We start from the raw sequence: 22,916 nt of genomic DNA, 5'->3' as shown, positions 1-22,916 counted from the left end.
CCGAGCCATGGACAGTCTCATCGAAACCTCGCGTTTGGCCGGCCTTGCGCCGGACACCATTACCATCTCCAACGTCAACCTCTCGCTCGGCACCGGAGCGGCACGTGTTCATATCCTCAAGGACATCAGCCTGCGGGTGGGACAGGGCGAGACGATCGGCCTGATCGGCCCCTCGGGATCGGGGAAGTCCACGCTGCTGATGGTGATGGCGGGGTTGGAACGTCCTGACAGTGGTGAGGTGGTGGTCGGCGGCACCGCTTTCAATGCCCTGGACGAGGACGCCCTGGCCCGGTTCCGGGGTCGCCAGGTCGGCATCGTTTTCCAGTCCTTCCACCTGATCCCGACCATGACCGCGCTGGAGAATGTGGCAGTGCCGCTCGAGCTGGCCGGCCATGCCGGCGCCGCGGAGCGTGCCGCCCGCGAACTCGAGCAGGTCGGGCTCGGCCACCGGCTGCATCACTATCCGACGCAGCTCTCCGGCGGCGAGCAGCAGCGCGTGGCATTGGCCCGCGCTCTCGCTCCCGACCCCGCAATTCTCGTGGCCGACGAGCCGACCGGCAATCTCGACGAGACCACCGGCCAGCAGATCGTCGACCTGCTGTTCACCAAGCATGCCGAGCGCGGCATGACGCTGGTGCTGGTGACCCATGACAGCGGCCTCGCGCATCGGTGCGACCGGGTGGTGCGGCTGCGCTCGGGACGGATCGAAGCCGAGAGCGACGCACACGAGCAAGCCGACGCATGAGCACGGTGTCCGAACCGATCGCGGGCGGCCGCATGGCCGCGTTGCCGGTGCGCTACGCGCTGCGCGAGCTGCGCGGCGGCTTGCGCGGCTTCTACGTCTTCATCGCCTGCATCGCGCTCGGCGTGCTCGCCATCGCCGGTGTCGGGTCGGTGGCGGCCAGCCTCAATGACGGGCTGGTCCGCGAGGGGCGGACCTTGCTCGGCGGCGACGTCGCTTTCTCGCTGTTTCAGCGCGAGGCCAAGCCCGAGGAGATCGCCTTCCTGCGGACGCGCGGCCAGGTCTCGCTGGCGGCAACCTTGCGGGCGATGGTGCGCGCCGGTGACGCCAAGCTGGCCTTGGTCGAGCTCAAGGCGGTCGACGGCGCCTATCCGCTGCTGGGCAAGGCCGAGCTGCAGCCCGACCTGCCGCTACCGGACATTCTCGCCGAACGCGACGGCGTGTTCGGCGCGGCGGCCGATCCGGCACTGCTGGCGCGGCTCGACCTCAAGGTCGGCGACACCGTCAGCATCGACACCGTCCGCTTCCAGATCCGCAGCGCGCTCCAGGCCGAGCCAGATAAATTGTCCGGCGGCATCGGCCTTGGGCCGCGTTTCCTGATCAGCGAGGCCGGCCTGCGCGCCACGTCGCTGCTGCAGCCGGGCAGCCTGGTGCGCTGGACCTACCGGGTCCGGCTGCCCGACAATGCCAAGGACGACCACGCCGCAGCGTCCTTCATCGCCGACACCCGCCTGACCTTGCCGTCGGCCGGGTGGGAGATCCGCAGCCGCAGCAATGCCTCGCCGCAGCTCGAGCGGACGATCGGCCGCTTCACCCAGTTCCTCACCCTGGTCGGTCTCGCCGCGCTGCTGGTCGGCGGCGTCGGCGTCGCCAACGCGGTCAAGAGCCATGTCGACCGCCGCACCGAGGTGATCGCGGCGTTCAAGGCCCTCGGCGCCACCAGCCGCGACGTGTTCGGCATCTACCTCGTGCAGGTGATGGTGCTCGCCACGATCGGTTCGATCATCGGCCTCTGCGCCGGCGCGGCCCTGCCCTTCGCCATCGTCGGGCTGTTCGGCAACATCCTGCCGCTGCCCGTGATCCCGGCTATTCATTCCGACGAGCTGGCGCTGTCCTTCGTCTATGGCCTGCTCACCGCACTGGCGTTCGGTCTGTGGCCGCTCGGGCGCGTGCGCGACGTGCCGGTGGCGGCGTTGTTCCGCGAGGCGGTCATCGCCGAATGGCACCGGCCGCGCTGGAGCTATCTGGTGCTGATCGCGGGCACCGTCGCGCTGCTGATCGCGGTCGTGATCGGCCTGTCCTACGACAAGCGCATCGCCGCGGTGTTCGTCGTCGCCGCCGCGCTGGTGTTCGTGCTGTTGCGCGGCATTGCCGCCGCGGTGATGGCAATTGCGCGCGCCCTGCCGCGCAGTCGCTTCCCGATGCTGCGGCTGGCGGTCAGCAACATCTACCGCCCGGGCGCGCTGACACCGTCCGTGGTGCTGTCGCTCGGACTGGGTCTCGCGGTGCTGGTCACGATCACCCAGATCGACGGCAATCTGCGGCGGCAATTTCTGGCGCAACTGCCGGAGCAGGCGCCGTCGTTTTTCTTCATCGACGTCCCCTCCGGCGAGGCCGACCGCTTCCGCGGCTTCCTCAAGGACCTCGCCCCTCAATCCGCTGTCGAAGACGTGCCGATGCTGCGCGGGCGCATCGTCTCCGCCCGCGGCGTCCGCGCCGAGGACCTCAAGGCGACGACGGACACCGAATGGGTGCTGCAGAGCGATCGCGGCCTGACCTATACCGCCGAGATTCCCAAGGGCTCGAAGGTGGTCGACGGCGAGTGGTGGAGCGAGACCTACAGCGGACCGCCGCTGGTCTCGATCGAGAAGCGCATCGCCGACGGCCTCGGCCTCAAGCTCGGTGACGACATCATCGTCAACGTGCTCGGACGCGATATCACGGCGCGGATCGGCAACATGCGCACCATCGACTGGCAGGGGCTCGGCATCAACTTCGTGCTGGTGTTCTCCCCGAATGCCTTCAAGGGCGCGCCGCACACCCATGTCGCGACCCTGACCGAAGCGCGCTCCGATGCCGCCGAGGATGCCCGTGTCATCCGCAAGGTGGCCGACGCCTTCCCGATGGTGACCAGCGTGCGGGTCCGAGAGGTGATGGAGACCGTGGGCTCGGTGGTCTCCAACCTCGCGCTTGCCATCCGCGGCGCCAGCGCGGTGACCTTGATCTCGGCCATCCTGGTGCTCGGCGGCGCGCTGGCCGCCGGCCACCGTCACCGGGTCTACGACGCGGTCATCCTGAAGACCCTGGGCGCGACGCGGCTGCGGCTGCTCGGCGCCTACGCGCTCGAATATCTGATGATCGGGTTTGCCACCGCCGCGTTCGGCGTCATCGCCGGCTCGGTCTCCGCTTGGCTGATCGTGACCCGGCTGATGACCTTGAGCTTCGCCTGGCAGGCGGGCAGCGCCGCGCTGGTCGTCTTGGCGGCGCTGATCGTGACCGTCGGCCTCGGACTGGCCGGCACCCTGCTCGCGCTGAACCAGAAGCCGGCGACGGTTCTTCGGAATCTCTAGCGGCTTGATCGAGCGCTTGCGCGCTCATGCCGCACGGTTAACGCGATTTATACGGCTGGGACGCGTTCGGAGCGACATTCAGCCGCGCGTGGAAGCTTGCGGCGGATATGCTAGTTTCCCATCTAGGGAATGGGCTCAGAGACCTGCCAAAGATGGCGAATTTGCCGATGACGCAAATTTAATATCGATGGCAGCGGGTATGAGATAGGGTTTTTCGAGAACCGGCTGAAGGTCCTGCCAGGATCGGGCTGCCGGGCAACCAACGGGAATTCGACCATGTCGGACCTCAACCGCAACTATGCTTCACCCTTTGGCCGGGTGGCCGGGCGCGCCGATGCCGCGACCGTCGACGCCGGTCTGCGCGCCTACATGCTGCGCATCTACAATTACATGAGCATCGGCCTGGCCATCACCGGCCTCGCGGCGCTCGGCGTCTACATGGCGTCGGTGACCGGCGATCCGGCGGCCGGCGTGTTCAAGTTCGGCAACGCCTATCTGACGCAGTTCGGCTACGCGATGTTCGTGAGCCCGCTGAAGTGGCTGTTCATCCTGGCCCCTCTGGTCATGGTGTTCGCGATCTCGGCCGGCATCAACCGCCTCGCGCCGTCGACCGCTCAACTCCTGTTCTGGGTGTTTTCGGCCTTGATGGGCATCTCGCTGTCGTCGATCTTTCTGGTGTACACCCACACCTCGATCGTGCGGGTGTTCTTCATCACCGCGGCGACGTTCGGCGCGCTCAGCCTGTACGGCTACACGACCAAGCGTGACATGACGGGCATGGGCTCGTTCCTGTTCATGGGCCTGATCGGCATCGTGCTGGCGAGCCTGGTGAACCTGTTCCTGGCGAGCTCGATGCTGCAGTTCATCGTCTCGGTGATCGGCGTGTTCGTGTTCGCCGGCCTGACCGCCTGGGATACGCAGCGCCTGAAGAACGAGTACATCTACGGCTACGCCTCCGCGGGCGGCGACATCGCCGAGCGCGCAGCGATCACCGGCGCGCTGTCGCTGTACCTGAACTTCATCAACCTGTTCACGCTGCTGCTGCAGCTGCTCGGACAGCGCGACTGATCCAACCGCTCGAACGAGCGACCTTCGAAGCCCCGGCCTCACCGCCGGGGCTTTTCGTTTGCACAAACCCGATTGCGACCGGCGCAAAGCGGCAGCGACAGCCATGCCGCGAGGCCGGATTGATCGCCGCGTCCGCGTGGGTATGCTTGCACCCCATGTCGAACATTGAAATCCGGCCCACCCAGGAGGCCGACCTCCCCGCCATCACCGCCATCTACGGCCAGGCCGTCCGCGAGGGCACGGCCACCTTCGAGCTCGACCCTCCGGATCTGGCGGAGATGACGCGCCGCTTCCGGGCGCTCCGCGACGGCGGCTTCCCCTATTTCGCCGCCCTGCTGGACGGAGAGGTGGTAGGCTATGCCTATGCCGGGCCCTACCGGCCCCGCCCTGCCTATCGCTTCACGGTGGAGAACTCGGTCTATCTCGCTCCCGCCAGCCAGCGTCGCGGCATCGGGATGCGACTGATGCGGCAGCTGATCGACGCCTGTGAGGAGGGAGGCTTTCGCCAGATGATCGCCGTCATCGGCGACTCCGCCAATGCCGGCTCGGTCGGGCTGCATACCGCCTGCGGCTTCCAGATGATCGGCACCCACCCGAGCGTCGGCCTGAAATTCGGCCGCTGGCTCGATACTGTGATGATGCAGCGCCCGCTCGGGGCCGGGAGCAGCGACGTCCCGGCGTAAAAGCGACGCCGGTCGAAATGTCGTGATCACCCGGCGGGTCGGATCAGACCAGCGCCGGCTTCGGCGCGATCGCCAGCAACACGCGCTCAAGCTCGTGGCCGCGGCGCAGGATCAGCCCGGTGGCCGAGATCACGCTGTACATGCCCTGCTTGCGTGCGAGACGCGGATCCTTCTCGATGCGGTAGATCGGCACCTCGGACGCCCGGCGAAACACGGAGAAGACGGCCCGGTCACGCAGGAAGTCGATCGAATAGTCGCGCCACTCACCGTCGGCGACCATGCGACCGTAGAGGTTCAGGATGCGGTTCAGCTCCAGGCGGTCGAACGTCACCCGGTTCGGCGCTGCGGCCGCACTGCGCGCCGCCGCGCGGTTCTCGCTGGGGTCGGCGTCCTCCGGCGTGAGGTTCATTGGCGTCCTCCTGTCATCTGTGTGACATGATCGCGCCATCCGGCAGAAGCCGCAAGGGGCCGTTTTCGTTGTTGAAGTTCGACCGAGCCTGCAAGGTCATCAGTTCCGCGAACACGCAAGCGTCACGGGATCGTTAGCGGAATCATAATCGCGCCGTCTTTCCGCCCACCGACCGCCCCCGACCTTCGGCATAAGATTCGTGTGCGTTGGCCCGGTCCTTTCGGTTCCGGATTCCTCAGCCCCCAGCCCCCCGGGGTCGTCAGGATCGGGTCTATTCACAAGTAAGGCAAAGGGCCAACGCAAGTTGGTCCTTTTGCTTTTCTGGCGTGAGCTGCCGGAAGATGTCGCGGCGCGCCGTCGCACGGACGTGACGCGCCTCACGCAGGTCAGCGAAAACGAAGATCGGGACGACGGAAGATCAGCGCTCGGGACCACGCGCCGTTGCTGAAGCCCGTCCGCCCAACGGCAACTCGGAAAAGGCGGCGCCGAGCATCGGCCCAGGGCGGTCGCGACTGCCGTCCTGCACATAGACGACGGTGCCATCGACGCCCTCGCGGGCGATCTTCTCCAGCGGCACGCTCCAGCTGACCGGCGACCCGGTCCAGTCACCCAGCTTCTGGAGACCGCGAACGACGTTGTAATAGGTCAGGTCGCGGCCGCTGTTCTCGCCGCGCCCGACCGAGATCGGGACCACCCGCGAGATCGAGCAGACCCAGACCTCGCCGTGCCGGCGCGGCGCATGCTCGCTGGCCGCGGCGACCGAGACGGCGAGCTCCTGGCCGTCGACCGACAGCCTCACCGGCACCGACATCACCGCGCCGCCCTGGACGGTTTCCTCGATCGCGCCTTCGATGGCCTCACGGTCGCTGCCGATCACATGCACAGAGCCGTTGATCACCGCCTGCGGCGTATAGACCTCGCGGTCCCCGCGCGCACGAGAATAGGCCCGCTGCCGGGCCGTGAAGCGGGAGTCGGCCAGCGTGTCCTTCCAGCCGAGATAGTCCCAGTAGTCGATCGGCAGCGACAACGCGATGACCGAAGGATCTCTGGCGAGCTCGCCGAGGATCTTGTCAGCCGGCGGGCAGGACGAACAGCCTTGAGAGGTGAAGAGTTCGATCACCGCACGGGGATCGGACGCGGCGGGCCGGACGAAAGCGATGACCGCACAGACACTCAGCGCTGCGCGCGACCACCACGACATCTGTCCACTCATCGCCACTGTCCCGTCTGGACCACCGTCCGCTGCGCCCTGCGCATCACTGCATCCGCGATGCCGTCCTCGTAGTTAACAAACCGAAAATGCAAAGGAGGCGGCCTTTGTCATAGGCCGCCTCCTTCATCACCCGCTACTCACTTCAGAGTGAGCCAAACTGTCGCATCGCGCTTTGGTTAAGCGGCGAGCTTGCGCAGCACGTAGTGCAGGATGCCGCCGTTGCGGTAGTAGTCGAGCTCGTCGAGCGTATCGATCCGGCAGAGCAGCGGCACCTGCCGCGCCGCACCGTCGGCCGAGACGATCTCGGCGGTCAGGGTTTGGCGCGGCTTCAGGTCGCCCTGCAGGCCCTTGATGGTAACCTTCTCGTCGCCCTTGAGGCCGAGCGAGGACCAGGACGTGCCTTCCTGGAAGGTGAGCGGCAGCACGCCCATACCGACCAGGTTGGAGCGATGGATGCGCTCGAAGCTCTGGCAGATCACGGCGCGGACGCCGAGCAGCCGGGTACCTTTGGCGGCCCAGTCGCGCGATGAGCCGTTGCCGTATTCGGCGCCGGCGAACACCACCAGCGGCACACCCTCTTCCTGATACTTCATCGCGGCGTCGTAGATCGACATCTGCTCGCCGTCGGGCCAGTGCTTGGTCAGACCGCCCTCTGGGATGTTGCCGTCGGCGCCCTTGAGCATGAAGTTCTTGATGCGGATGTTGGCGAAGGTGCCGCGCATCATGATCTCGTGATTGCCGCGGCGGGTGCCGTACTGGTTGAAGTCGGCCGGGCGAACCTGGTGCTCGCTGAGGAACTTGCCGGCGGGCGAGGTCAGCTTGATCGAACCGGCCGGCGAGATGTGATCGGTCGTGATCTTGTCGCCGAACAGCGCCAGCACGCGGGCCTCGACGATGTCCTTGATCGGCTCCGGCTCCTTCTTCATGCCTTCGAAATACGGCGGGTTCTGCACGTAGGTCGACGACATGTTCCAGCGATAGGTTTCGCTCTCGACGGTCTTGATCTTGCGCCAGTTGGTGTCGCCCTTGAACACGTCGGCGTAGCGCTTCTTGAAGATCGACGCCTTGACGAACTTCTTGACGAAGTCGTTGACCTCCTTGGTCGTCGGCCAGATGTCCTTCAGGTAGACCGGCTTCTTGTCCTTGCCGATGCCGATCGGCTCGACCGCAAGGTCCTTGGTCACGGTGCCGGCCAGCGCATAGGCGACGACCAGCGGCGGCGAGGCCAGGTAGTTGGCCTGCACGTCCGGCGAGACGCGGCCTTCGAAGTTGCGGTTGCCCGACAGCACGGCCGCCGCGACGACGCCATTGTCGTTGATCGACTTCGAGATCTCCTCCGGCAGCGGGCCGGAATTGCCGATGCAGGTGGTGCAGCCGAAGCCGACCAGATTGAAGCCGACCTTGTCGAGATCCTTCTGCAGGCCGGAGTTCGCGAGGTATTCAGCAACCACCTGACTGCCCGGGGCGAGCGAGGTCTTCACCCACGGCTTGGCCTTGAGGCCCTTGGCGGCGGCGTTGCGGGCCAAGAGGCCGGCGCCGATCAGCACGCTCGGGTTCGAGGTGTTGGTGCAGGAGGTGATGGCGGCGATGACGACGTCGCCATGGCCGATATCGAAGTCTTTGCCCTCGACCGGGAAGCGCTGCTCGGCCGCATCGGGCTTCTTGTACTCGCCGGCCAGCGCGGTCGCGAAGCCTTCGGCGACTGCGGGGAGCGCGATGCGGCCCTCGGGACGCTTCGGACCGGCCATCGACGGCACGACGTCGGCGAGATCGAGGGTCAGCGTCTGTGTGAACACCGGGTCGGCCGACTTGGCGGTGCGGAACAGGCCCTGCGCCTTGGCATAGGCCTCGACCAGCGCGACGCGCGGCGCCTTGCGGCCGGAGGTCTTGAGATAATCGATCGTCGCGGTGTCGACCGGGAAGAAGCCGCAGGTCGCGCCGTATTCTGGAGCCATGTTGGCGATGGTCGACTTGTCGGCGACCGAGAGATGGTCGAGGCCGGGGCCGAAGAACTCGACGAACTTGCCGACCACGCCGAGCTTACGCAGCATCTGGGTGACGGTCAGCACGAGGTCGGTCGCGGTGACGCCTTCCTTCAGCGCGCCGGTCAGCTTGAAGCCGACGACGTCGGGCAGCAGCATCGACAGCGGCTGACCGAGCATGCAGGCCTCGGCCTCGATGCCGCCGACGCCCCAGCCGAGCACGGCCAGACCGTTGACCATGGTGGTGTGCGAATCGGTGCCGACCAGCGAATCCGGATAGGCGACCTCGAAGGTGCCCTTGGTGCGGCCGATCGTCATCTTCTCCTTCTTGGTCCAGACCGTCTGCGCCAGATACTCGAGATTGACCTGGTGGCAGATGCCGGTGCCGGGCGGCACGACGGAGAAGTTCGAGAACGCCTTTTGGCCCCACTTCAGGAATTCGTAGCGCTCCTGGTTCTGCTTGTACTCCTCGGCGACGTTCTTGCCGAACGCCTTGTTGTCACCGAAGTAGTTCACGATCACCGAGTGATCGATGACGAGATCGACCGGCACCAGCGGGTTGATCTTCTCGGCATCGCCGCCGAGCGCCTGCATCGCGTTGCGCATCGCCGCGAGGTCGACGACAGCCGGGACGCCGGTGAAATCCTGCATCAGCACGCGTGCCGGGCGGAAAGCGATCTCGTGCTCCAGCGACTTCTTGCGCAGCCATTTCGACACCGCGACGATGTCGTCCTTGGTGACGGTACGGCCATCCTCGTTGCGCAGCAGATTCTCGAGCAGCACCTTCATCGAGTACGGCAGCTTCGAGATGTCCTTGAGACCGTTCTTCTCGGCTGTGGGCAAGCTGTAATAGATGTAGCTCTTCGTTCCGACCTTGAGGGTCTTGCGACACTTGAAGCTGTCGAGCGAGGTCATGCGTGGAAATCCCAATTGATCTGCATACCCGGAGGGGGTATTTAAGAACCGTCAGCGCGAGGCGCCGGATGGCTTGCAGCGGACGATTGTGTGCTGCATCAAGGTCGGGCTTATAGAAGCTTTCTAACTGCGCCGCCACAGAGACAAGCAAGTCCCGACGTGGCATCACCCACAAATTCTCACGCGCTAGCCATCAATTTCGTAAGGGCGCTCACGACAGGCCATGCAGGCGACTTCAACACTGTCTCCGAAGCTGTTCGGCCGCGACGTCAGATGCGTGCGCGGCGGCCGCGAGGTGTTCGCAGGACTGGCCTTCGAAGCAGTCGCGGGCGAGGCGCTGGCAGTGACCGGACACAATGGTGCGGGCAAGACATCGCTGCTGCGGCTGATTGCCGGCCTGCTGCTCCCGGCGGGCGGCTCCATCGCCATCGAGGGCGGTGAGAGCGAGCTGACGGTGCCCGAGCAGGCGCATTATCTCGGCCACCGCGACGCGCTGAAGCCGTCGCTCAGCGTGCGCGAAAACCTGACCTTCTGGGCCGAATTCCTCGGCGGCGGGGTCACGCGGCCGATCTCCGACTGCCTCGCGGCCGTCGGCATCGCCCACGCCATTGACCTGCCCGCCGCCTATCTGTCGGCCGGCCAGCGCCGCCGTCTGTCGCTGGCCCGCCTGCTCGCGGTGCCCCGCCTGCTGTGGCTGCTCGATGAACCCACCGCGGCGCTCGACGTCGCCGGACAGGCGATGTTCGCGGGGCTGATGCGGGAGCATCTCGCCGGGGGTGGGCTGATCGTCGCGGCGACGCACGGCCCGCTCGGCATCGACACGCGCGAGTTGCGGATCGGAACGATCGGATGATGCCCCCCTTCTTCACGACGCCCGCCGGCCCCTCCATTCCCTCCCTCCTTGTGGGGGAGGGTCAGGGAGGGGGGTGCCATACGACGTGGCCTATCGAACTGAGCGCAACCCCATCGCTCCACCCATCCTATCGATGCGCGCCCCCCTCCCCCTTGCGGGCAGGGGTCGGGGGTAGGAGTCCCCACCGGCGGTCTCGCCCGGAGCCACCCCCCTCCCCAGCCCTCCCCCACAAGGGGGGAGGGAACGAAGTGTGCCAGCGGTCGGAGCACGGCTCACTCCCGCGCAATGCGCCATCAGCCCAGGCCCTGCCCGCATGACCGCCCTCGGTGCCCTCATCCGCCGCGACATCCGGATTGCGCTGCGCATCGGCGGCGGCGCGTTGATCGGCGTGCTGTTCTTTCTCACCGTCGTGGTGCTGATGCCGTTCGCGGTAGGGCCCGACCTGGCGCTGCTGACCCGGCTCGGCCCCGCCATCCTCTGGCTCGGCGCCCTGCTCTCCAGCCTGCTCACCCTGGACCGGCTGTTCACCGCCGACCACGAGGACGGCTCGCTCGACCTGGTCGTGATGAGCCGGACACCGCTGGAGCTGGCCTGCGCCGCCAAGGCGCTGGCGCACTGGCTCGCCGCCGGCCTGCCGCTGGTGATCGCGACGCCCGTGCTCGGCCTGCTGCTCAACCTCGACGCCACGGCGACTGGCGCCGTCGCGCTGACGTTATTGGCGGGCACGCCTGCCCTGACCTTCATCGGCATGATCGGTGCCGCGCTGGCGGTGACCATGCACCGCGGCGGGCTGCTGCTGGCGGTCTTGGTGCTGCCACTTTCGATCCCCGTGCTGATCTTCGGCGTCGCGGCGTCGCAGGCGGCCATCGTCGGCCCGCTGCCGTTCGGGGCGCCGTTCTCGATCCTGTGCGCATTGTCGCTGGTGAGTTTCGTGATCGGCCCGTTCGCCGCTGCGACAAGCTTGCGGAACGGGCTGGATTGACCCACCGCCCGCCGGGGTTTGACCATGATCAACTCTTACCTAGCGACGCCGTGCTGATTGCCTGCAACCGCGTCCGCCGTTAACAAGGGTCTCATGTCGCTGATCGACCTCGCCAATCCCACTCGGTTCCTTGCGCTGGCGGCGCGGCTGCTGCCGTGGCTGGCGCTGGTCACGGCCGCGCTGCTGGCTGCCGGCCTGTACCTCTCCGCAGTGGCGCCCGACGACTATCAGCAGGGCGCGACCGTCAAGATCATGTTCATCCACGTGCCCAATGCCTGGCTGTCGATGTTCGTCTGGAGCATCATGAGCATCGCCTCGCTCGGCACCCTGGTGTGGCGGCATCCGCTCGCTGACGTCGCCGCCAAGGCCGCCGCCCCGATCGGCGCCAGCTTCACGTTCCTCGCGCTCCTCACCGGCTCGCTGTGGGGCCGGCCGATGTGGGGCACCTATTGGGAGTGGGATGCGCGGCTGACCTCGGTGCTGATCCTGTTCTTGATGTATCTCGGCCTGATGGCGCTGTGGCGCGCGGTCGAGGATCCCACGCGCGCGGCACGCGCCGCCGCGGTGCTGACGCTGGTTGGCGCGATCAACCTGCCGATCATCAAGTTCTCAGTCGACTGGTGGAACACGCTGCATCAACCGGCGTCGGTGATGCGGATGGGCGGTCCGGCGCTCGACAAGGCCTTCCTGATCCCGCTGCTGGTGATGGCCGTCGGCTTCACCTTCCTGTTCGTGACGCTGCACGTCGCCGCGATGCGCAACGAGATCCTGCGCCGGCGTGTCCGCAGCCTGCAGATGATGCAGGCCCGCACCTACACAACGACCGCACCAGCCGACGATGCGGCAGGCCGGATCGCGGGAGCGGCTTGACATGGACCTTGGCCCCTATACCTCCTTCATCGCCACCTCCTATCTTGCGGCGGCGCTGGTCGTGATGCTGCTGATCGGCTGGATCGCCATCGACTACCGCACCCAGAAGGCGCGCCTGCGCGCGCTCGAGGACAGCGGCATCAGCCGCCGTTCCGGCCGCGCCGCGACGGACATCCAATGACCGAACCGACAGAGCCGGCGCCGCGGCGCCGCTCATTCCTCATGCTGCTGCCGCTGGCGGTGTTCCTCGGGCTGGCGGCGCTGTTCTGGTCGCGCCTCGGCAACGGCGATCCGTCGCAGATTCCCTCCGCGCTGATCGGCCGCCCTGCGCCGGCCACACCGCTGCCGGCGCTGCCAGAGCTGGCGAAGGACGGCACGCCGGTGCCCGGCCTCGACCCGGCTGCGCTCAAGGGCAAGGTCAGCATCGTCAACGTCTGGGCATCGTGGTGCGTGCCCTGCCACGACGAGGCGCCGCTGCTGGTCGAACTCGGCCGCGACAAGCGCTTCCAGATCATCGGCATCAACTACAAGGACGGCGCCGACAACGCCCGCCGCTTCCTCGGCCGCTACGGCAACCCTTACGACGTCGTCGGCGTCGACGGCAACGGCCGCGCCGGCATCGAATGGGGCGTCTACGGCGTGCCCGAGACCTTTGTCGTCGGCCGCGAAGGCACCATCGTCTACAAGCTGGTCGGCCCGATCACGGCGCAGAACATCGATGCGGTGCTGAAGCCGGAAATCGAGAAGGCGCTGAAGGCAGGGAGTTAGTTCGCGGTCGGCAAGTCGTTAGTTTCTCGTCGTTGCAAGTGGACGTGACTGCCGAGCTCGCGCAACGACCCACGGTGTCGTCCCGGCCTTGAGCCGGGACCCATACTCCGCGGCCGTCGTGGTGGGCAAGATGTTAACGACGCGCCTGCCCCAAACTCAAGCCTGTGGTTCTGGGTCCCGGCTCAAGGCCGGGACGACAGCAGAGTTTGCCGCAACTACCCCTTGCTCACATCCCCTTCCGCGGCGTCGCTGGCTTCCAACGAGGCCGGGTCGAGGTGGTAGCGCTTGATCAGCGGCATCTGGGCGATGGCGAAGATCATGGTCAGCGGCACCACGCCGAAGGCCTTGAAGCCGACCCAGAAATCGGTGCTCTGCGTGCGCCAGATGATCTCGTTCAGCACCGCCATCGCGGCGAAGAACAGCGCCCAGCGAAACGTCAGGATGCGCCAGCCCGCGGGCGTCAGATTGAACATCTGATCGAACATGATCGCGATGAAGGAGCGATTGAACAAGAGCCCGCCACCGAGCACGGCCGCGAACAGCCCGTAGATGATGGTCGGCTTGACCTTGATGAAGGTCTCGTCGTGCAGCACCAGGGTCAGCGTGCCGAACACGATGACGACGACGGCGGTCACCAGCGCCATCAGCGGGACGTGTCGCGTCACCACGTAGGACGCGATCAGCGCGGCAATGATCGCGACCATGAACGCGCCGGTCGCCGCGAACAGGTTGAACTTGGCATTGACCACGAAGAAGATGATCAGCGGACCGAGCTCGGTCGCGAGCTTGAACAGCGGGTGCGGCTGGGTCTTGTCCATTCCATATCCTGTTGGCTGCAGCCACGGCAGCGGTTGATCCGGTCGTCTCGATCTGGCGGTGGGCCGGAGCCCGGGCGTGGCGACGTCAATCCTCGATGCCGGCGATCGCCCGCGCAAAATCTCTCGCGGCGAACGGTGAGAGATCCTCGACCCCCTCGCCGACGCCGATGAAGTGCACCGGCAGCTTGAACTTCTCCGACAGCGCCACGAGGATGCCGCCGCGCGCCGTGCCGTCGAGCTTGGTCATCACGAGGCCGGTGACGCCTGCCGTACGATGAAACGCCTCGACCTGCGACAGCGCATTTTGTCCCACCGTCGCGTCGAGCACGAGCAGCACCGCATGCGGCGCCGAGGTGTCGACCTTGCGAATGACACGCACCACCTTCTCGAGCTCGTTCATCAGCTCGGCCTTGTTCTGCAGCCGGCCGGCGGTGTCGATCAGCAGGATGTCGCGGCCCTGCTCCTTGGCCGCGGTGATGGCGTTGAACGCCAGGCTCGCGGAATCAGAGCCTTGCGCGCCGGCGATGACCGGCGCCCTGGTGCGCTCGCCCCACACCTTGAGCTGCTCGATCGCGGCGGCGCGGAAGGTATCGCCCGCGGCCAGCATCACCTGCTTGCCTTCGGAGGCAAATTTCTGCGCCAGCTTGCCGATCGTGGTCGTCTTGCCGGAGCCGTTGACGCCGACGACGAGAATGACGAACGGCTTGTGGCCAGCGTCGATCGTGAGCGGCTTCGCCACCGGCGACAGCACCTTCTCGACCTCGGTCGCGACCACCGCCTTGACCTCGTCGGCACTGATCGCCTTGTCGTAGCGGCCGGTCCCGACGGCTTCGGCGATCCGCGCCGCCACCTGGGTGCCGAGATCGGCGCGCAGCAGCACGTCCTCGATGTCGTCGAGCATCGCGCGGTCGAGCTTGCGCTTGGTGACGAGATCGGCGACGGCGGTGCCGAGCGCGCCGGAGGTGCGCTTCAGGCCGGCCGACAGACGCCGCCACCACGACAGCTTGGGTGTTTCGGAGGTGGTATCGTTCATGGCGTGGTGTTAGCCCTTTCCATTCGCAAACGAAAGCTCACACCCGCGTTACGGTTTCCATGGACATTAACCAACCCACCGACGAGGAGATGCTCGCCCGCGTGCTCCACCGCGACGGGCTGATGCTGGTGATCGACAAGCCGGCCGGCATTCCCGTGCACAAGGGGCCGAAGGGCGGGCCGAACCTCGAAGCCTCGTTCGACGCGCTGCGCTTCGGCCTGCCGCGCCCGCCGGTGCTCGCGCATCGGCTCGACAAGGAAACCTCCGGATGTCTGGTGCTCGGCCGTCATCGCAAGGCAACGGCGTCGCTCGGGCTTTTGTTCAAGCATGGCAAGATTTCGAAAACCTATTGGGCTGTCGTCGAAGGCGGGCCCGACGCTGACGAGGGCGTGATCGAGCTCCCGCTCGGCAAGCTCAACGCCGAACGCGGCTGGTGGCAGAAACCGGACCCGCAGGGCCAGCCGGCAGTGACGAAATGGCGGGTGTTGGGGAGGTCATATTCTCTCACTCCCCCACCTCAGATCTCGATCTCGACTTGCGACACCGACTCCCCTCCCCCTCGCGGGGAGGGGTCGGGGGCGGGGGTCCCCACGGGCAGTGTCGCCCGGAGCCACCCCCCTCCCCAACCCTCCCCCACAAGGGGGGAGGGAGCGCAGGGTGCCGGGGGAGAGAGCGAACCTCAATCCACCAAGACACCCAAGCTCACTTGGCTCGCCATGGAACCGGTCACCGGCCGCACGCATCAACTGCGCGTGCACTCCGCCGCATCCGGCTGGCCGATCGTCGGCGACAACATCTACGGCAACGGGCCGCGCTTCGGCGAGCCGCGGCTGCATCTGCATGCGCGGGAGATTTCGATCCCGCTGTCGAAGAACAAGCCCCCGGTGCAGGTCGTCGCACCAGCGCCGCTGCACATGCATGAGCGGCTGCGGCTGTGCGGGTGGAACGGGGAGTGAGCCCGTCTCTCTCCACTCGTCATGACCGGGCTTGTCCCGGCCATCCACGTCTCAGTTGCCCAAGGCGGCGTGGATGTCCGGGCCTTCGCCGCCCCGAAGCGGCTACGGCCGCGCAGGCGGGTCAAGCCCGGGCATGACGGAGTCCTGGACTAACAGCCTCGCGCCATCATGCCCGACGATCATCAACCGCTGCACCGTCCCCGGCACAGCGCCGCGGACGGCCGCCGGCAGATAGTGCTCCGTCCGCCCCAGCGTCTCGCTCTCGATCAGCACCTCGCGCTCGCTGCCGATCTCGGCATCCAGACGCCGCAGCAACGCCGCCTCTCCCGCGGCCCGCAGCCTCTTGGCGCGATCGCGGATGACGGCGCCATCCACCTGCGGCATGCGCGCCGCCGGCGTGCCCGGGCGCAGCGAATACGGAAACACGTGCAGAAACGTCAGGCCGCATTCCTCGACCAGGTCGATCGAGCGCGAGAACATCTCCTCGGTCTCGGTCGGAAATCCCGCAATCAGATCGGCGCCGAGCGAGATATCCGGACGCAGCCGCCGCACTTGGTCACAGAACGCGATCGCGTCGGCGCGCGAATGTCGCCGCTTCATGCGCTTCAGGAGCAGATCGTCGCCGGCCTGCAGCGACAGATGCAGATGCGGCATCAGCCTGGCGTCATCTGCGAGCGCATCGAGCAGGTCGGCATCGGCCTCGATCGAATCGATCGAGGAGATGCGTAGACGCTGCAGCTCGGGCACGTGGCGCAAGATCTGCTTGACCAATCTGCCGAGCTTCGGCGTCGCCGGCAGATCCGCGCCGTAGCTCGTCAGGTCGACGCCGGTGAGCACGATCTCGGCATGGCCGCGCTCGACAAGCGTCCGCACCTGATCCACCACGGCGCCCATCGGCACCGAGCGCGAATTGCCGCGGCCGAACGGGATGATGCAGAAGGTGCAGCGATGGTCGCAGCCGTTCTGCACCTGGACGAACACCCGCGGCAGGCCGCGCTGGAAGCCGTCGACCAGATGCGGCGCCATCTCCGTCACCGCCATGATGTCGGAGACAGCGACCTTCTCGAAAGCCTCGATGCCGAATCGTGGCGAGGCCAGCGCCTGCGCCGTCGCGCGCCACGCATCGGGCCGCAGCTTGTCGTCATTGCCGATGACGCGGTCGACCTCGGGCATGGCAGCGAACATGCCAGCCTGCGTCTGCGCCGCACAGCCGGTCACGACGATGCGCGCCGCGGGGCGCTCGCGCTTCAGCTTGCGGATCGATTGTCGCGCCTGCGCCACGGCTTCGTTGGTGACGGCGCAGCTGTTGATGACGATGGTGTCGGCGGCGCCGGCCGCCTCGGCATGCTTCGCGATCAGCTCGGATTCGAACGCGTTGAGGCGGCAGCCGAAGGTGACGACGTCGACGCTCATGCGACGCTGGCGAACATCGACGGCTCGAACCGTCCCTCGAACTCGAACGTCGCGGTGCCCGTCATCAGCACGTGATCGTCGCGCTCGCGCCACTCGATCGTGAGCTCGCCGCCGGGCAGCCTCATCTGCACGATCCGGTTGGCACGCTTCAGCCTGACAGCCGCGACCGCTGTCGCACAGGCCGCCGAGCCGCAGGCCTTGGTCAGCCCCGCACCGCGCTCCCAGGTGCGCATCGTGATGTGGTCGCGATCGACGATGTGGGCGAGTGTGATGTTCGCACGCTCCGGGAAAATCGGATGGTTCTCCAGCAGCGGCCCGAAGCGCTCCAGGTCATAGGCGTTGACGTCGTCCACCCAGAACACCGCGTGCGGGTTGCCCATGTTGACGACCGACGGCGAATGCAGGATCGGTGCGTCGATCGGGCCGATCTGCAGCTCGATGTAGCGGGTGTCGCGGAACTCCTCGGCGAGCGGAATGTCCCGCCAGCCGAACTTCGGCGCGCCCATATCGACGGTGAAGAGGTCGGGCGCCGGCCCCTGCCAGCAGTTCAACAACCCGGCGCGGGTCTCGAACGTCGCGCTGGTCTGGCCGGTCTTGCCGAACACCTGGCGTACCACGCAGCGCATGCCGTTGCCGCAGGCGCCGGACTCGGAGCCGTCATTGTTGTAGATGCGGATGAACGCTTCGGTGCCGTCGAGCCGCGGCGGCTGCAGCACCATCAGCTGATCGTACGGCACCCGGGATGCCACCGCCCGCGCCTCGTCCGGCGTGACGACATGCTTCACGTCGCGCAGATCGACCACGACGATCTCGTTGCCGATCCCGTTCATCTTGACGAAGCTGTGGTTGGCCAGCGCGCTCATGAAAATATCCAAATTGTGTCCGCCTTATATGGCGAATGGCGCGGCATTGACCAGCCTGCAGAGCGACATGACGCATCTGTCATGGGACGCCGCGCCGCCGAGCATGTTAGGACCGGTTCATTCGCCGGCACGAACCGGGCAAAGCAGCACGGCCACTGGAGAATAGTCGAATGAATCTCAGCACTTTCCGCCTCGTTCTGGCCGTGAGCTCGGTCGCGCTCCTGCTCGGCGGCATGCCCGCCCGGGCCCAGGCGCCGGCGGCCTCACCGGCTCCGGCGGCCTCAGCCACGCCCGCACCGGCCCCGAGCGCGCCGGCAGCGCCGGCCTCTCCTGCGCCTGCCGCGTCGGCCAGTCCCGCGCCCGCGACCAGTCCGACGCCGGCCGCCAGCGCGAGCCCCTCGCCGTCGTCATCTCCGACCGCCGCCCAGTCCCCCGCCACGCCGCCGCCGGCCGCGGCGCCGGCCCAGGCGGGCGACGCCTTCGGTGACGAGATCAAGCTCGAGGCGAAGAAGGTTGTCCTCGTCAAGGGCACCGCCAATTGGGACAACGCATTCGATACGCTGATCGACTCCTTCAAGTCGCTGTCGGCCACGCTGGACAAGCAGGGCATCAAGCCCGCCGGCAACGGCATGATCGTCTACACCTCGACCGACGACACCGGCTTCACCTTCCTGGCCGAGATGCCGATCGAGCAGGAGCCGAAGACGCTCGGCAAGGGCATGAGCATCGGCCAGTCGCCCGAGGGCAAGGCGCTGAAGTTCGTCCATCGCGGCTCCTACGACAACATGGACAACACCTACGAGGCGATCACCAACCACCTTGATGAGCGCCGGCTGGAGGCCAAGGACACCTTCATCGAGGAGTATTTGACCGACCCCTTGAAGACGGCCGAGGACAAGCTCGTCATCAACGTCTACGTGCCGCTGAAGTGAGCACCATGATGATCAGATCGATGTTTGTTGCCACACTGGCGGCCGCTACGACACTGCCGGCGCTGGCGGACGACATCGCGCGCCAGGACACCCCGGCAATCACCGTCAGCGGCGAGGCCAGCGTGACGGCGCCGCCGGATCTGGCGCAGATCGACGCCGGGGTGGCGTCGGATGCGAAGACGGCGCGCGAGGCCGCCGAGGCCAACAATGCCGCGATGGCCAAGGTGCTCCAGGCGCTGAAGAGCGCGGGGATCGCCGACAAGGACTATCAGACGTCGCGGCTGTCGATTCAGCCGCAATATGCGCAGAACCGGCCGGGCCAGCCGGCCGTGACCGGCTATCGCGCCTCGAACCGCGTCACCATCAAGGTGCACGATGTCGGCAAGGTCGCCAGCGTCATCGACACGCTGGTCGGCGCCGGCGCCAACGACGTCGGCAACATCTATTTCAGCGTCGCCGAGCCGTCCAAGCTGCTCGACCAGGCGCGCGAGAAGGCCGTCGCCGACGCGCGCCGCAAGGCCGAGATCTACGCCAAGGCCGCTGGCGTGACGCTCGGCCAGCCGCTCAACATCGCCGAGGACGGCGCTCCGGCGCCGGTGTTCCGCGCCAAGACCTTCGCCGCGCCGATGGCCGCGACGCCGACACCGGTGGCACAGGGCGAGGAGACGCTGTCGATCACGGTCAACGTGACCTGGGCGATCAAGCCGGCGCAGTAGGTATAAGTCTGTCTCATACTGTGAGACGCGACGCGGCCACGACAAACTCAGTGTCGTCCCGGCCTTGAGCCGGGACCCATACGCCGCGGCGGATGTTATCGCGCGAGATGGAGCTGCCGGCCTTCGCAAGACTTGATTCGGTGGTTATGGGTCCCGGCTCAAGGCCGGGACGACACCATTGTTGTTGCGGCAGCGGACTAAATCTCCACCACTTGCCCCGGCTTCAGCACGCCAAAACGCTCGCGTGGGATGCCGGCCGAATCGAGCGCAGCGTGCAGGGCGTGGACGGGCGCGTCGATCGCCTCGTCGGTCAGCTGGAACGTGCCGTGGTGATGCGCCAGCGCGGCCTCCGCGCCGCAATCCTGCAGCGCCTGCACGGCATCCTCCGGGTTCATGTGCTGGTCGCGCATGAACCAGCGCGGCTCGTAGGCGCCGATCGGCAGGATCGCCAGCCTGATCGGCGCGTGCTGCTCCGCAACGCGGCGGAAATGCTTGCCCGTGCCGTAACCGGAATCGCAGACGATGTAGAGCCGGCCGCGCGGCGTCTCCAGCACGAAGCTTGCCCACAATGCCTTGTTGCGGTCGAACAGGCCGCGCGCCGTCCAGTGCCGCGTCGGCACCAGCGTCACCGCGACCTCCTCGTTCAAGGTCACGCGATCGTGCCAGTCATAGGCCTCTGCGCGGATCTTGGAGTCGGCGTCGATCATCGTGAGGTCGTTGCCGAGCGGTGTGACCACCCGCGGCGAAAATCGCGCGGTCAGCTTCGACAAGGTCCGGATATCGAGATGGTCGTAGTGCCCGTGCGAGACCAGCACGACATCGATGTGCGGCAACGCCTCGAAGGCGATGCCGGGATCATTGTGGCGTCGCGGGCCGGCGAAGGACAACGGCGAGACCCGCTCCGACCAGACAGGATCGACCAGGATATTGAGCCCGCCCGTCTGGACCAGCCAGCTGGCATGGCCGATGAAGGACAGCCGCACCGCCTCGCCGTCGATCCGGTGCGGCGGCGCGTCGGCATGCGGGCTCGGCGCCCAGGCCGGCCAGCGGGAACGCTTGCCGTTGCGGTCGAACTGCCAGCGCAGCACCTGGGAGAGGGATTTGGGCGGAACGCCGTCGGGATCGTAGAAGCGCTTGCCGTCGAAATGGTCGGTGACGGGGCCGGAATAGGTCCTGGAACGGCGCAACAAGGTCGTCCTCGCGAAGGCAAAGCTGAACTGGCTGAAGAGGTAAGCGGCCGCACAGGGTCCGGCAACGGGACGGCGCGAAGCAAGTTTCCTTGACTTTTGCGGCTGCGGAGGGTTTAACCCGGCCGAATTTCGGAAAGTTTCGTCTTTTCGAGCCACCGCCCGGCCCTGGAGGCCGGAGGTCACCGCCCGACAGCGCTGTGCGCCCTCGGGCGCAAACGTGTTTGGACTGACGGTTTCGGCCGATCTGCCGAGGCCTATATGGTCGTCATAGGCCGCAGCACGCGGCGATGACGGGCGGCAATGAAGCGAGCGCCCGGCAAGGGCAAAGGATACGGCATTGTTCGACAATCTGTCGGAAAGGCTTGGCGGCATTCTCGATCGGCTGACGGGGCGTGGTTCGCTCTCGGAAGCCGATGTCGACGCCGCGATGCGCGAGGTCCGCCGGGCGCTGCTCGAGGCCGACGTCGCACTGGAGGTTGTCCGCAGCTTCACCGAGCGCGTGCGCGAGCAGGCGATCGGCGCCACCGTGGTCAAGTCGGTCACCCCCGGCCAGATGGTCGTGAAGATCGTCCATGACGAGCTGGTCAAGACGCTCGGCGACGACGGCCAGACCATCGACCTCAATGCCGTGCCGCCAGTGCCGATCATGATGGTCGGCCTGCAGGGCTCGGGCAAGACCACCACCACCGCCAAGCTCGCCCGCCGCATGGTCCAGCGCGACAAGCGCAAGGTGCTGATGGCCTCGCTCGACGTCTACCGTCCGGCCGCCATGGAGCAGCTCGCGGTGCTCGGCCGCGACTTGGACATTCCGACCCTGCCGATCGTCGCCGGCCAGATGCCGCCGCAGATCGCGCGCCGCGCCATCGAGGCCGCCAAGCTCGGCGGCTACGACGTGGTGCTGCTCGACACCGCCGGCCGCACCACGCTGGACGAGGACATGATGAAGGAGGCCGCCGAGATCAAGGCGGTCGCCAATCCGCACGAGGTGCTGCTGGTCGCGGACTCCTTGACCGGCCAGGACGCCGTCAATCTCGCCCGCTCGTTCGACCAGCGCGTCGGCCTCACCGGCATCGCGTTGACCCGGATCGACGGCGACGGCCGCGGCGGCGCCGCGCTGTCGATGCGCGCGGTCACCGGCAAGCCGATCAAGCTGCTCGGCACCGGCGAAAAGACCGACGCGCTCGAAGACTTCTATCCGTCGCGTATCGCCGGCCGCATCCTCGGCATGGGCGACATCGTCTCGCTGGTCGAGAAGGCCGCGGCGAACATCGACGCCGAGAAGGCCGCGCGCGCCGCCGAGCGGATGCGCAAGGGCCAGTTCGACCTCAACGACATGCGCGAGCAGCTGCAGCAGATGGCGCAGATGGGCGGCATCGGCGGGCTGATGGGCATGATGCCCGGTATCTCGAAGATGAAGAACCAGATCGCCGCCGCCGGGATCGACGACAAGATCCTCAAGCGCCAGGTCGCGATCATCGATTCGATGACGCGCGAGGAGCGCAAGCATCCCGACCTGCTCAAGGCCAGCCGCAAGAAGCGCATCGCTGCCGGCTCCGGCCAGAGCGTCGAGCACGTCAACAAGCTCTTGAAGATGCACCGGAACATGGCCGACGTGATGAAGGCTATGGGCTCCGGCAAGCGCGGCCCGCTCGCCGGCATCGCCCAGGCGATGGGTTTTGGCGGCGGTGGCGGCATGCCCTCGCCGGAGCAGCTCAAGGCGATGGCCGAGAAGATGCCGGGCGGCATGCCCGGCGGCCTGCCGAATTTGCCGAAGGATCTTCCCGCTGGCCTGCGCGGCGGCTTGCCCAATCTTCCGGGCCTCACCGGTCTCAGCGGCAAGCCGACCCTGCCGGGTCTCGGCCTGCCTCCGGGGAAGAAGAAATGACCTCACTCCCGTCATTGCGAGGAGCGAAGCGACGAAGCAATCCAGAGTCGCGCAC

Annotated in this window: 21 protein-coding genes; 13 read left to right on the top strand and 8 right to left on the bottom strand. The window is 66.9% G+C overall.

From position 1 onward, the window contains the following. The first annotated feature begins 7 nt into the window (after positions 1–7). The 4 genes from ACQR1F_RS26555 (at position 8) to ACQR1F_RS26540 (ending at position 5,063) form a co-directional block, all read left to right on the top strand. Entirely contained in the window at positions 8–745 is a 738-nt protein-coding gene (locus ACQR1F_RS26555; protein ID WP_315800707.1) for an ABC transporter ATP-binding protein, read from the top strand. Then, positions 742–3,312: an ABC transporter permease gene (locus ACQR1F_RS26550; RefSeq protein WP_434914149.1), complete on the top strand. Its 2,571-nt coding sequence runs from the start codon at positions 742–744 to the stop codon at positions 3,310–3,312. The genes ACQR1F_RS26555 and ACQR1F_RS26550 overlap by 4 nt, the downstream gene beginning before the upstream one ends. Before the next feature lie 276 nt (positions 3,313–3,588). Beyond that, positions 3,589–4,380, top strand: coding sequence for a Bax inhibitor-1/YccA family protein (locus ACQR1F_RS26545; RefSeq protein ID WP_315800709.1), 792 nt, complete (start codon positions 3,589–3,591; stop codon positions 4,378–4,380). 155 nt (positions 4,381–4,535) lie between these two features. Further along, positions 4,536–5,063 carry a GNAT family N-acetyltransferase gene (locus tag ACQR1F_RS26540; RefSeq protein WP_315800710.1) on the top strand — a complete coding sequence of 176 codons (528 nt, stop codon included), beginning with the start codon at positions 4,536–4,538 and terminating at the stop codon, positions 5,061–5,063. Positions 5,064–5,106: 43 nt separating this feature from the next. On the opposite strand, the gene ACQR1F_RS26535 is transcribed toward ACQR1F_RS26540, so the two are convergent. The 3 genes from ACQR1F_RS26535 to acnA all read right to left on the bottom strand — a co-directional run bounded on the left by ACQR1F_RS26535 (position 5,107) and on the right by acnA (position 9,582). Then, on the bottom strand, positions 5,107–5,472 hold the full coding sequence (locus ACQR1F_RS26535) for a DUF2794 domain-containing protein (RefSeq protein ID WP_315800711.1): 366 nt from the start codon (positions 5,470–5,472) through the stop codon (positions 5,107–5,109). A gap of 418 nt (positions 5,473–5,890) precedes the next feature. Further along, entirely contained in the window at positions 5,891–6,673 is a 783-nt protein-coding gene (locus ACQR1F_RS26530) for a DUF1223 domain-containing protein (protein WP_434884165.1), read from the bottom strand. A 188-nt stretch (positions 6,674–6,861) separates the two neighbouring features. Continuing rightward, the gene (acnA, locus tag ACQR1F_RS26525) at positions 6,862–9,582 is read right to left on the bottom strand and encodes an aconitate hydratase AcnA (RefSeq protein WP_316238529.1); all 2,721 of its coding nucleotides are present in this window, start codon (positions 9,580–9,582) and stop codon (positions 6,862–6,864) included. 223 nt (positions 9,583–9,805) lie between these two features. Here acnA and ccmA point away from each other — a divergent pair, with 223 nt between their 5' ends. The 5 genes from ccmA (at position 9,806) to ACQR1F_RS26500 (ending at position 13,055) form a co-directional block, all read left to right on the top strand. Then, positions 9,806–10,435: a heme ABC exporter ATP-binding protein CcmA gene (gene ccmA, locus ACQR1F_RS26520; RefSeq protein WP_434881663.1), complete on the top strand. Its 630-nt coding sequence runs from the start codon at positions 9,806–9,808 to the stop codon at positions 10,433–10,435. A 313-nt stretch (positions 10,436–10,748) separates the two neighbouring features. Next, positions 10,749–11,417 carry a heme exporter protein CcmB gene (ccmB, locus tag ACQR1F_RS26515; RefSeq protein WP_315740697.1) on the top strand — a complete coding sequence of 223 codons (669 nt, stop codon included), beginning with the start codon at positions 10,749–10,751 and terminating at the stop codon, positions 11,415–11,417. 93 nt (positions 11,418–11,510) lie between these two features. Further along, on the top strand, positions 11,511–12,287 hold the full coding sequence (locus tag ACQR1F_RS26510) for a heme ABC transporter permease (protein WP_315800714.1): 777 nt from the start codon (positions 11,511–11,513) through the stop codon (positions 12,285–12,287). Position 12,288: 1 nt separating this feature from the next. Further along, on the top strand, positions 12,289–12,468 hold the full coding sequence (gene ccmD / locus ACQR1F_RS26505) for a heme exporter protein CcmD (protein ID WP_315715913.1): 180 nt from the start codon (positions 12,289–12,291) through the stop codon (positions 12,466–12,468). Further along, positions 12,465–13,055 (top strand): DsbE family thiol:disulfide interchange protein, encoded by a 591-nt coding sequence (locus ACQR1F_RS26500; RefSeq protein WP_315800715.1) that lies wholly within the window; start codon positions 12,465–12,467, stop codon positions 13,053–13,055. Before ccmD ends, ACQR1F_RS26500 begins: the two co-directional genes overlap by 4 nt. A 215-nt stretch (positions 13,056–13,270) precedes the next feature. Here ACQR1F_RS26500 and ACQR1F_RS26495 read toward each other — a convergent pair whose 3' ends face one another. Together ACQR1F_RS26495 and ftsY are read right to left on the bottom strand one after the other, a co-directional pair. Then, a complete protein-coding gene (locus ACQR1F_RS26495) occupies positions 13,271–13,873 on the bottom strand; it encodes a septation protein A (protein ID WP_316215510.1) in 603 nt (200 codons plus the stop codon). An 85-nt stretch (positions 13,874–13,958) separates the two neighbouring features. Further along, entirely contained in the window at positions 13,959–14,906 is a 948-nt protein-coding gene (ftsY, locus tag ACQR1F_RS26490; protein ID WP_434914148.1) for a signal recognition particle-docking protein FtsY, read from the bottom strand. A 59-nt stretch (positions 14,907–14,965) separates the two neighbouring features. On the opposite strand from ftsY, the gene ACQR1F_RS26485 reads away from it, so the two are divergent. Beyond that, positions 14,966–15,862, top strand: coding sequence for an RluA family pseudouridine synthase (locus ACQR1F_RS26485; RefSeq protein WP_316180306.1), 897 nt, complete (start codon positions 14,966–14,968; stop codon positions 15,860–15,862). 102 nt (positions 15,863–15,964) lie between these two features. On the opposite strand, the gene mtaB is transcribed toward ACQR1F_RS26485, so the two are convergent. Together mtaB and dapF are read right to left on the bottom strand one after the other, a co-directional pair. Next, positions 15,965–17,275, bottom strand: coding sequence for a tRNA (N(6)-L-threonylcarbamoyladenosine(37)-C(2))-methylthiotransferase MtaB (gene mtaB / locus ACQR1F_RS26480; protein WP_434914147.1), 1,311 nt, complete (start codon positions 17,273–17,275; stop codon positions 15,965–15,967). Beyond that, positions 17,272–18,138 (bottom strand): diaminopimelate epimerase, encoded by an 867-nt coding sequence (gene dapF / locus ACQR1F_RS26475; RefSeq protein ID WP_434888006.1) that lies wholly within the window; start codon positions 18,136–18,138, stop codon positions 17,272–17,274. The genes mtaB and dapF overlap by 4 nt, the downstream gene beginning before the upstream one ends. Before the next feature lie 170 nt (positions 18,139–18,308). Between dapF and ACQR1F_RS26470 the strand changes: the two genes are divergently transcribed. Together ACQR1F_RS26470 and ACQR1F_RS26465 are read left to right on the top strand one after the other, a co-directional pair. Further along, positions 18,309–19,070, top strand: a complete 762-nt coding sequence (locus ACQR1F_RS26470; protein ID WP_434914146.1) for a GyrI-like domain-containing protein — start codon at positions 18,309–18,311, stop codon at positions 19,068–19,070. Between the two features lie 5 nt (positions 19,071–19,075). Next, positions 19,076–19,786, top strand: coding sequence for an SIMPL domain-containing protein (locus ACQR1F_RS26465; RefSeq protein ID WP_434891438.1), 711 nt, complete (start codon positions 19,076–19,078; stop codon positions 19,784–19,786). A gap of 197 nt (positions 19,787–19,983) precedes the next feature. Here the strand turns inward: ACQR1F_RS26465 and ACQR1F_RS26460 are convergent, their stop codons facing one another. Beyond that, positions 19,984–20,976 (bottom strand): MBL fold metallo-hydrolase, encoded by a 993-nt coding sequence (locus tag ACQR1F_RS26460; protein WP_316238532.1) that lies wholly within the window; start codon positions 20,974–20,976, stop codon positions 19,984–19,986. 337 nt (positions 20,977–21,313) lie between these two features. Here ACQR1F_RS26460 and ffh point away from each other — a divergent pair, with 337 nt between their 5' ends. Next, positions 21,314–22,861 (top strand): signal recognition particle protein, encoded by a 1,548-nt coding sequence (gene ffh / locus ACQR1F_RS26455; protein WP_434891440.1) that lies wholly within the window; start codon positions 21,314–21,316, stop codon positions 22,859–22,861. The last annotated feature ends 55 nt before the right edge of the window (positions 22,862–22,916 follow it).

It is taken from the genome of Bradyrhizobium sp. HKCCYLS3013 (assembly GCF_051167615.1).
In the GTDB taxonomy this organism is placed as follows: Bacteria; Pseudomonadota; Alphaproteobacteria; order Rhizobiales; family Xanthobacteraceae; genus Bradyrhizobium.
This window is presented reverse-complemented; position numbering and strand designations above follow the sequence as displayed.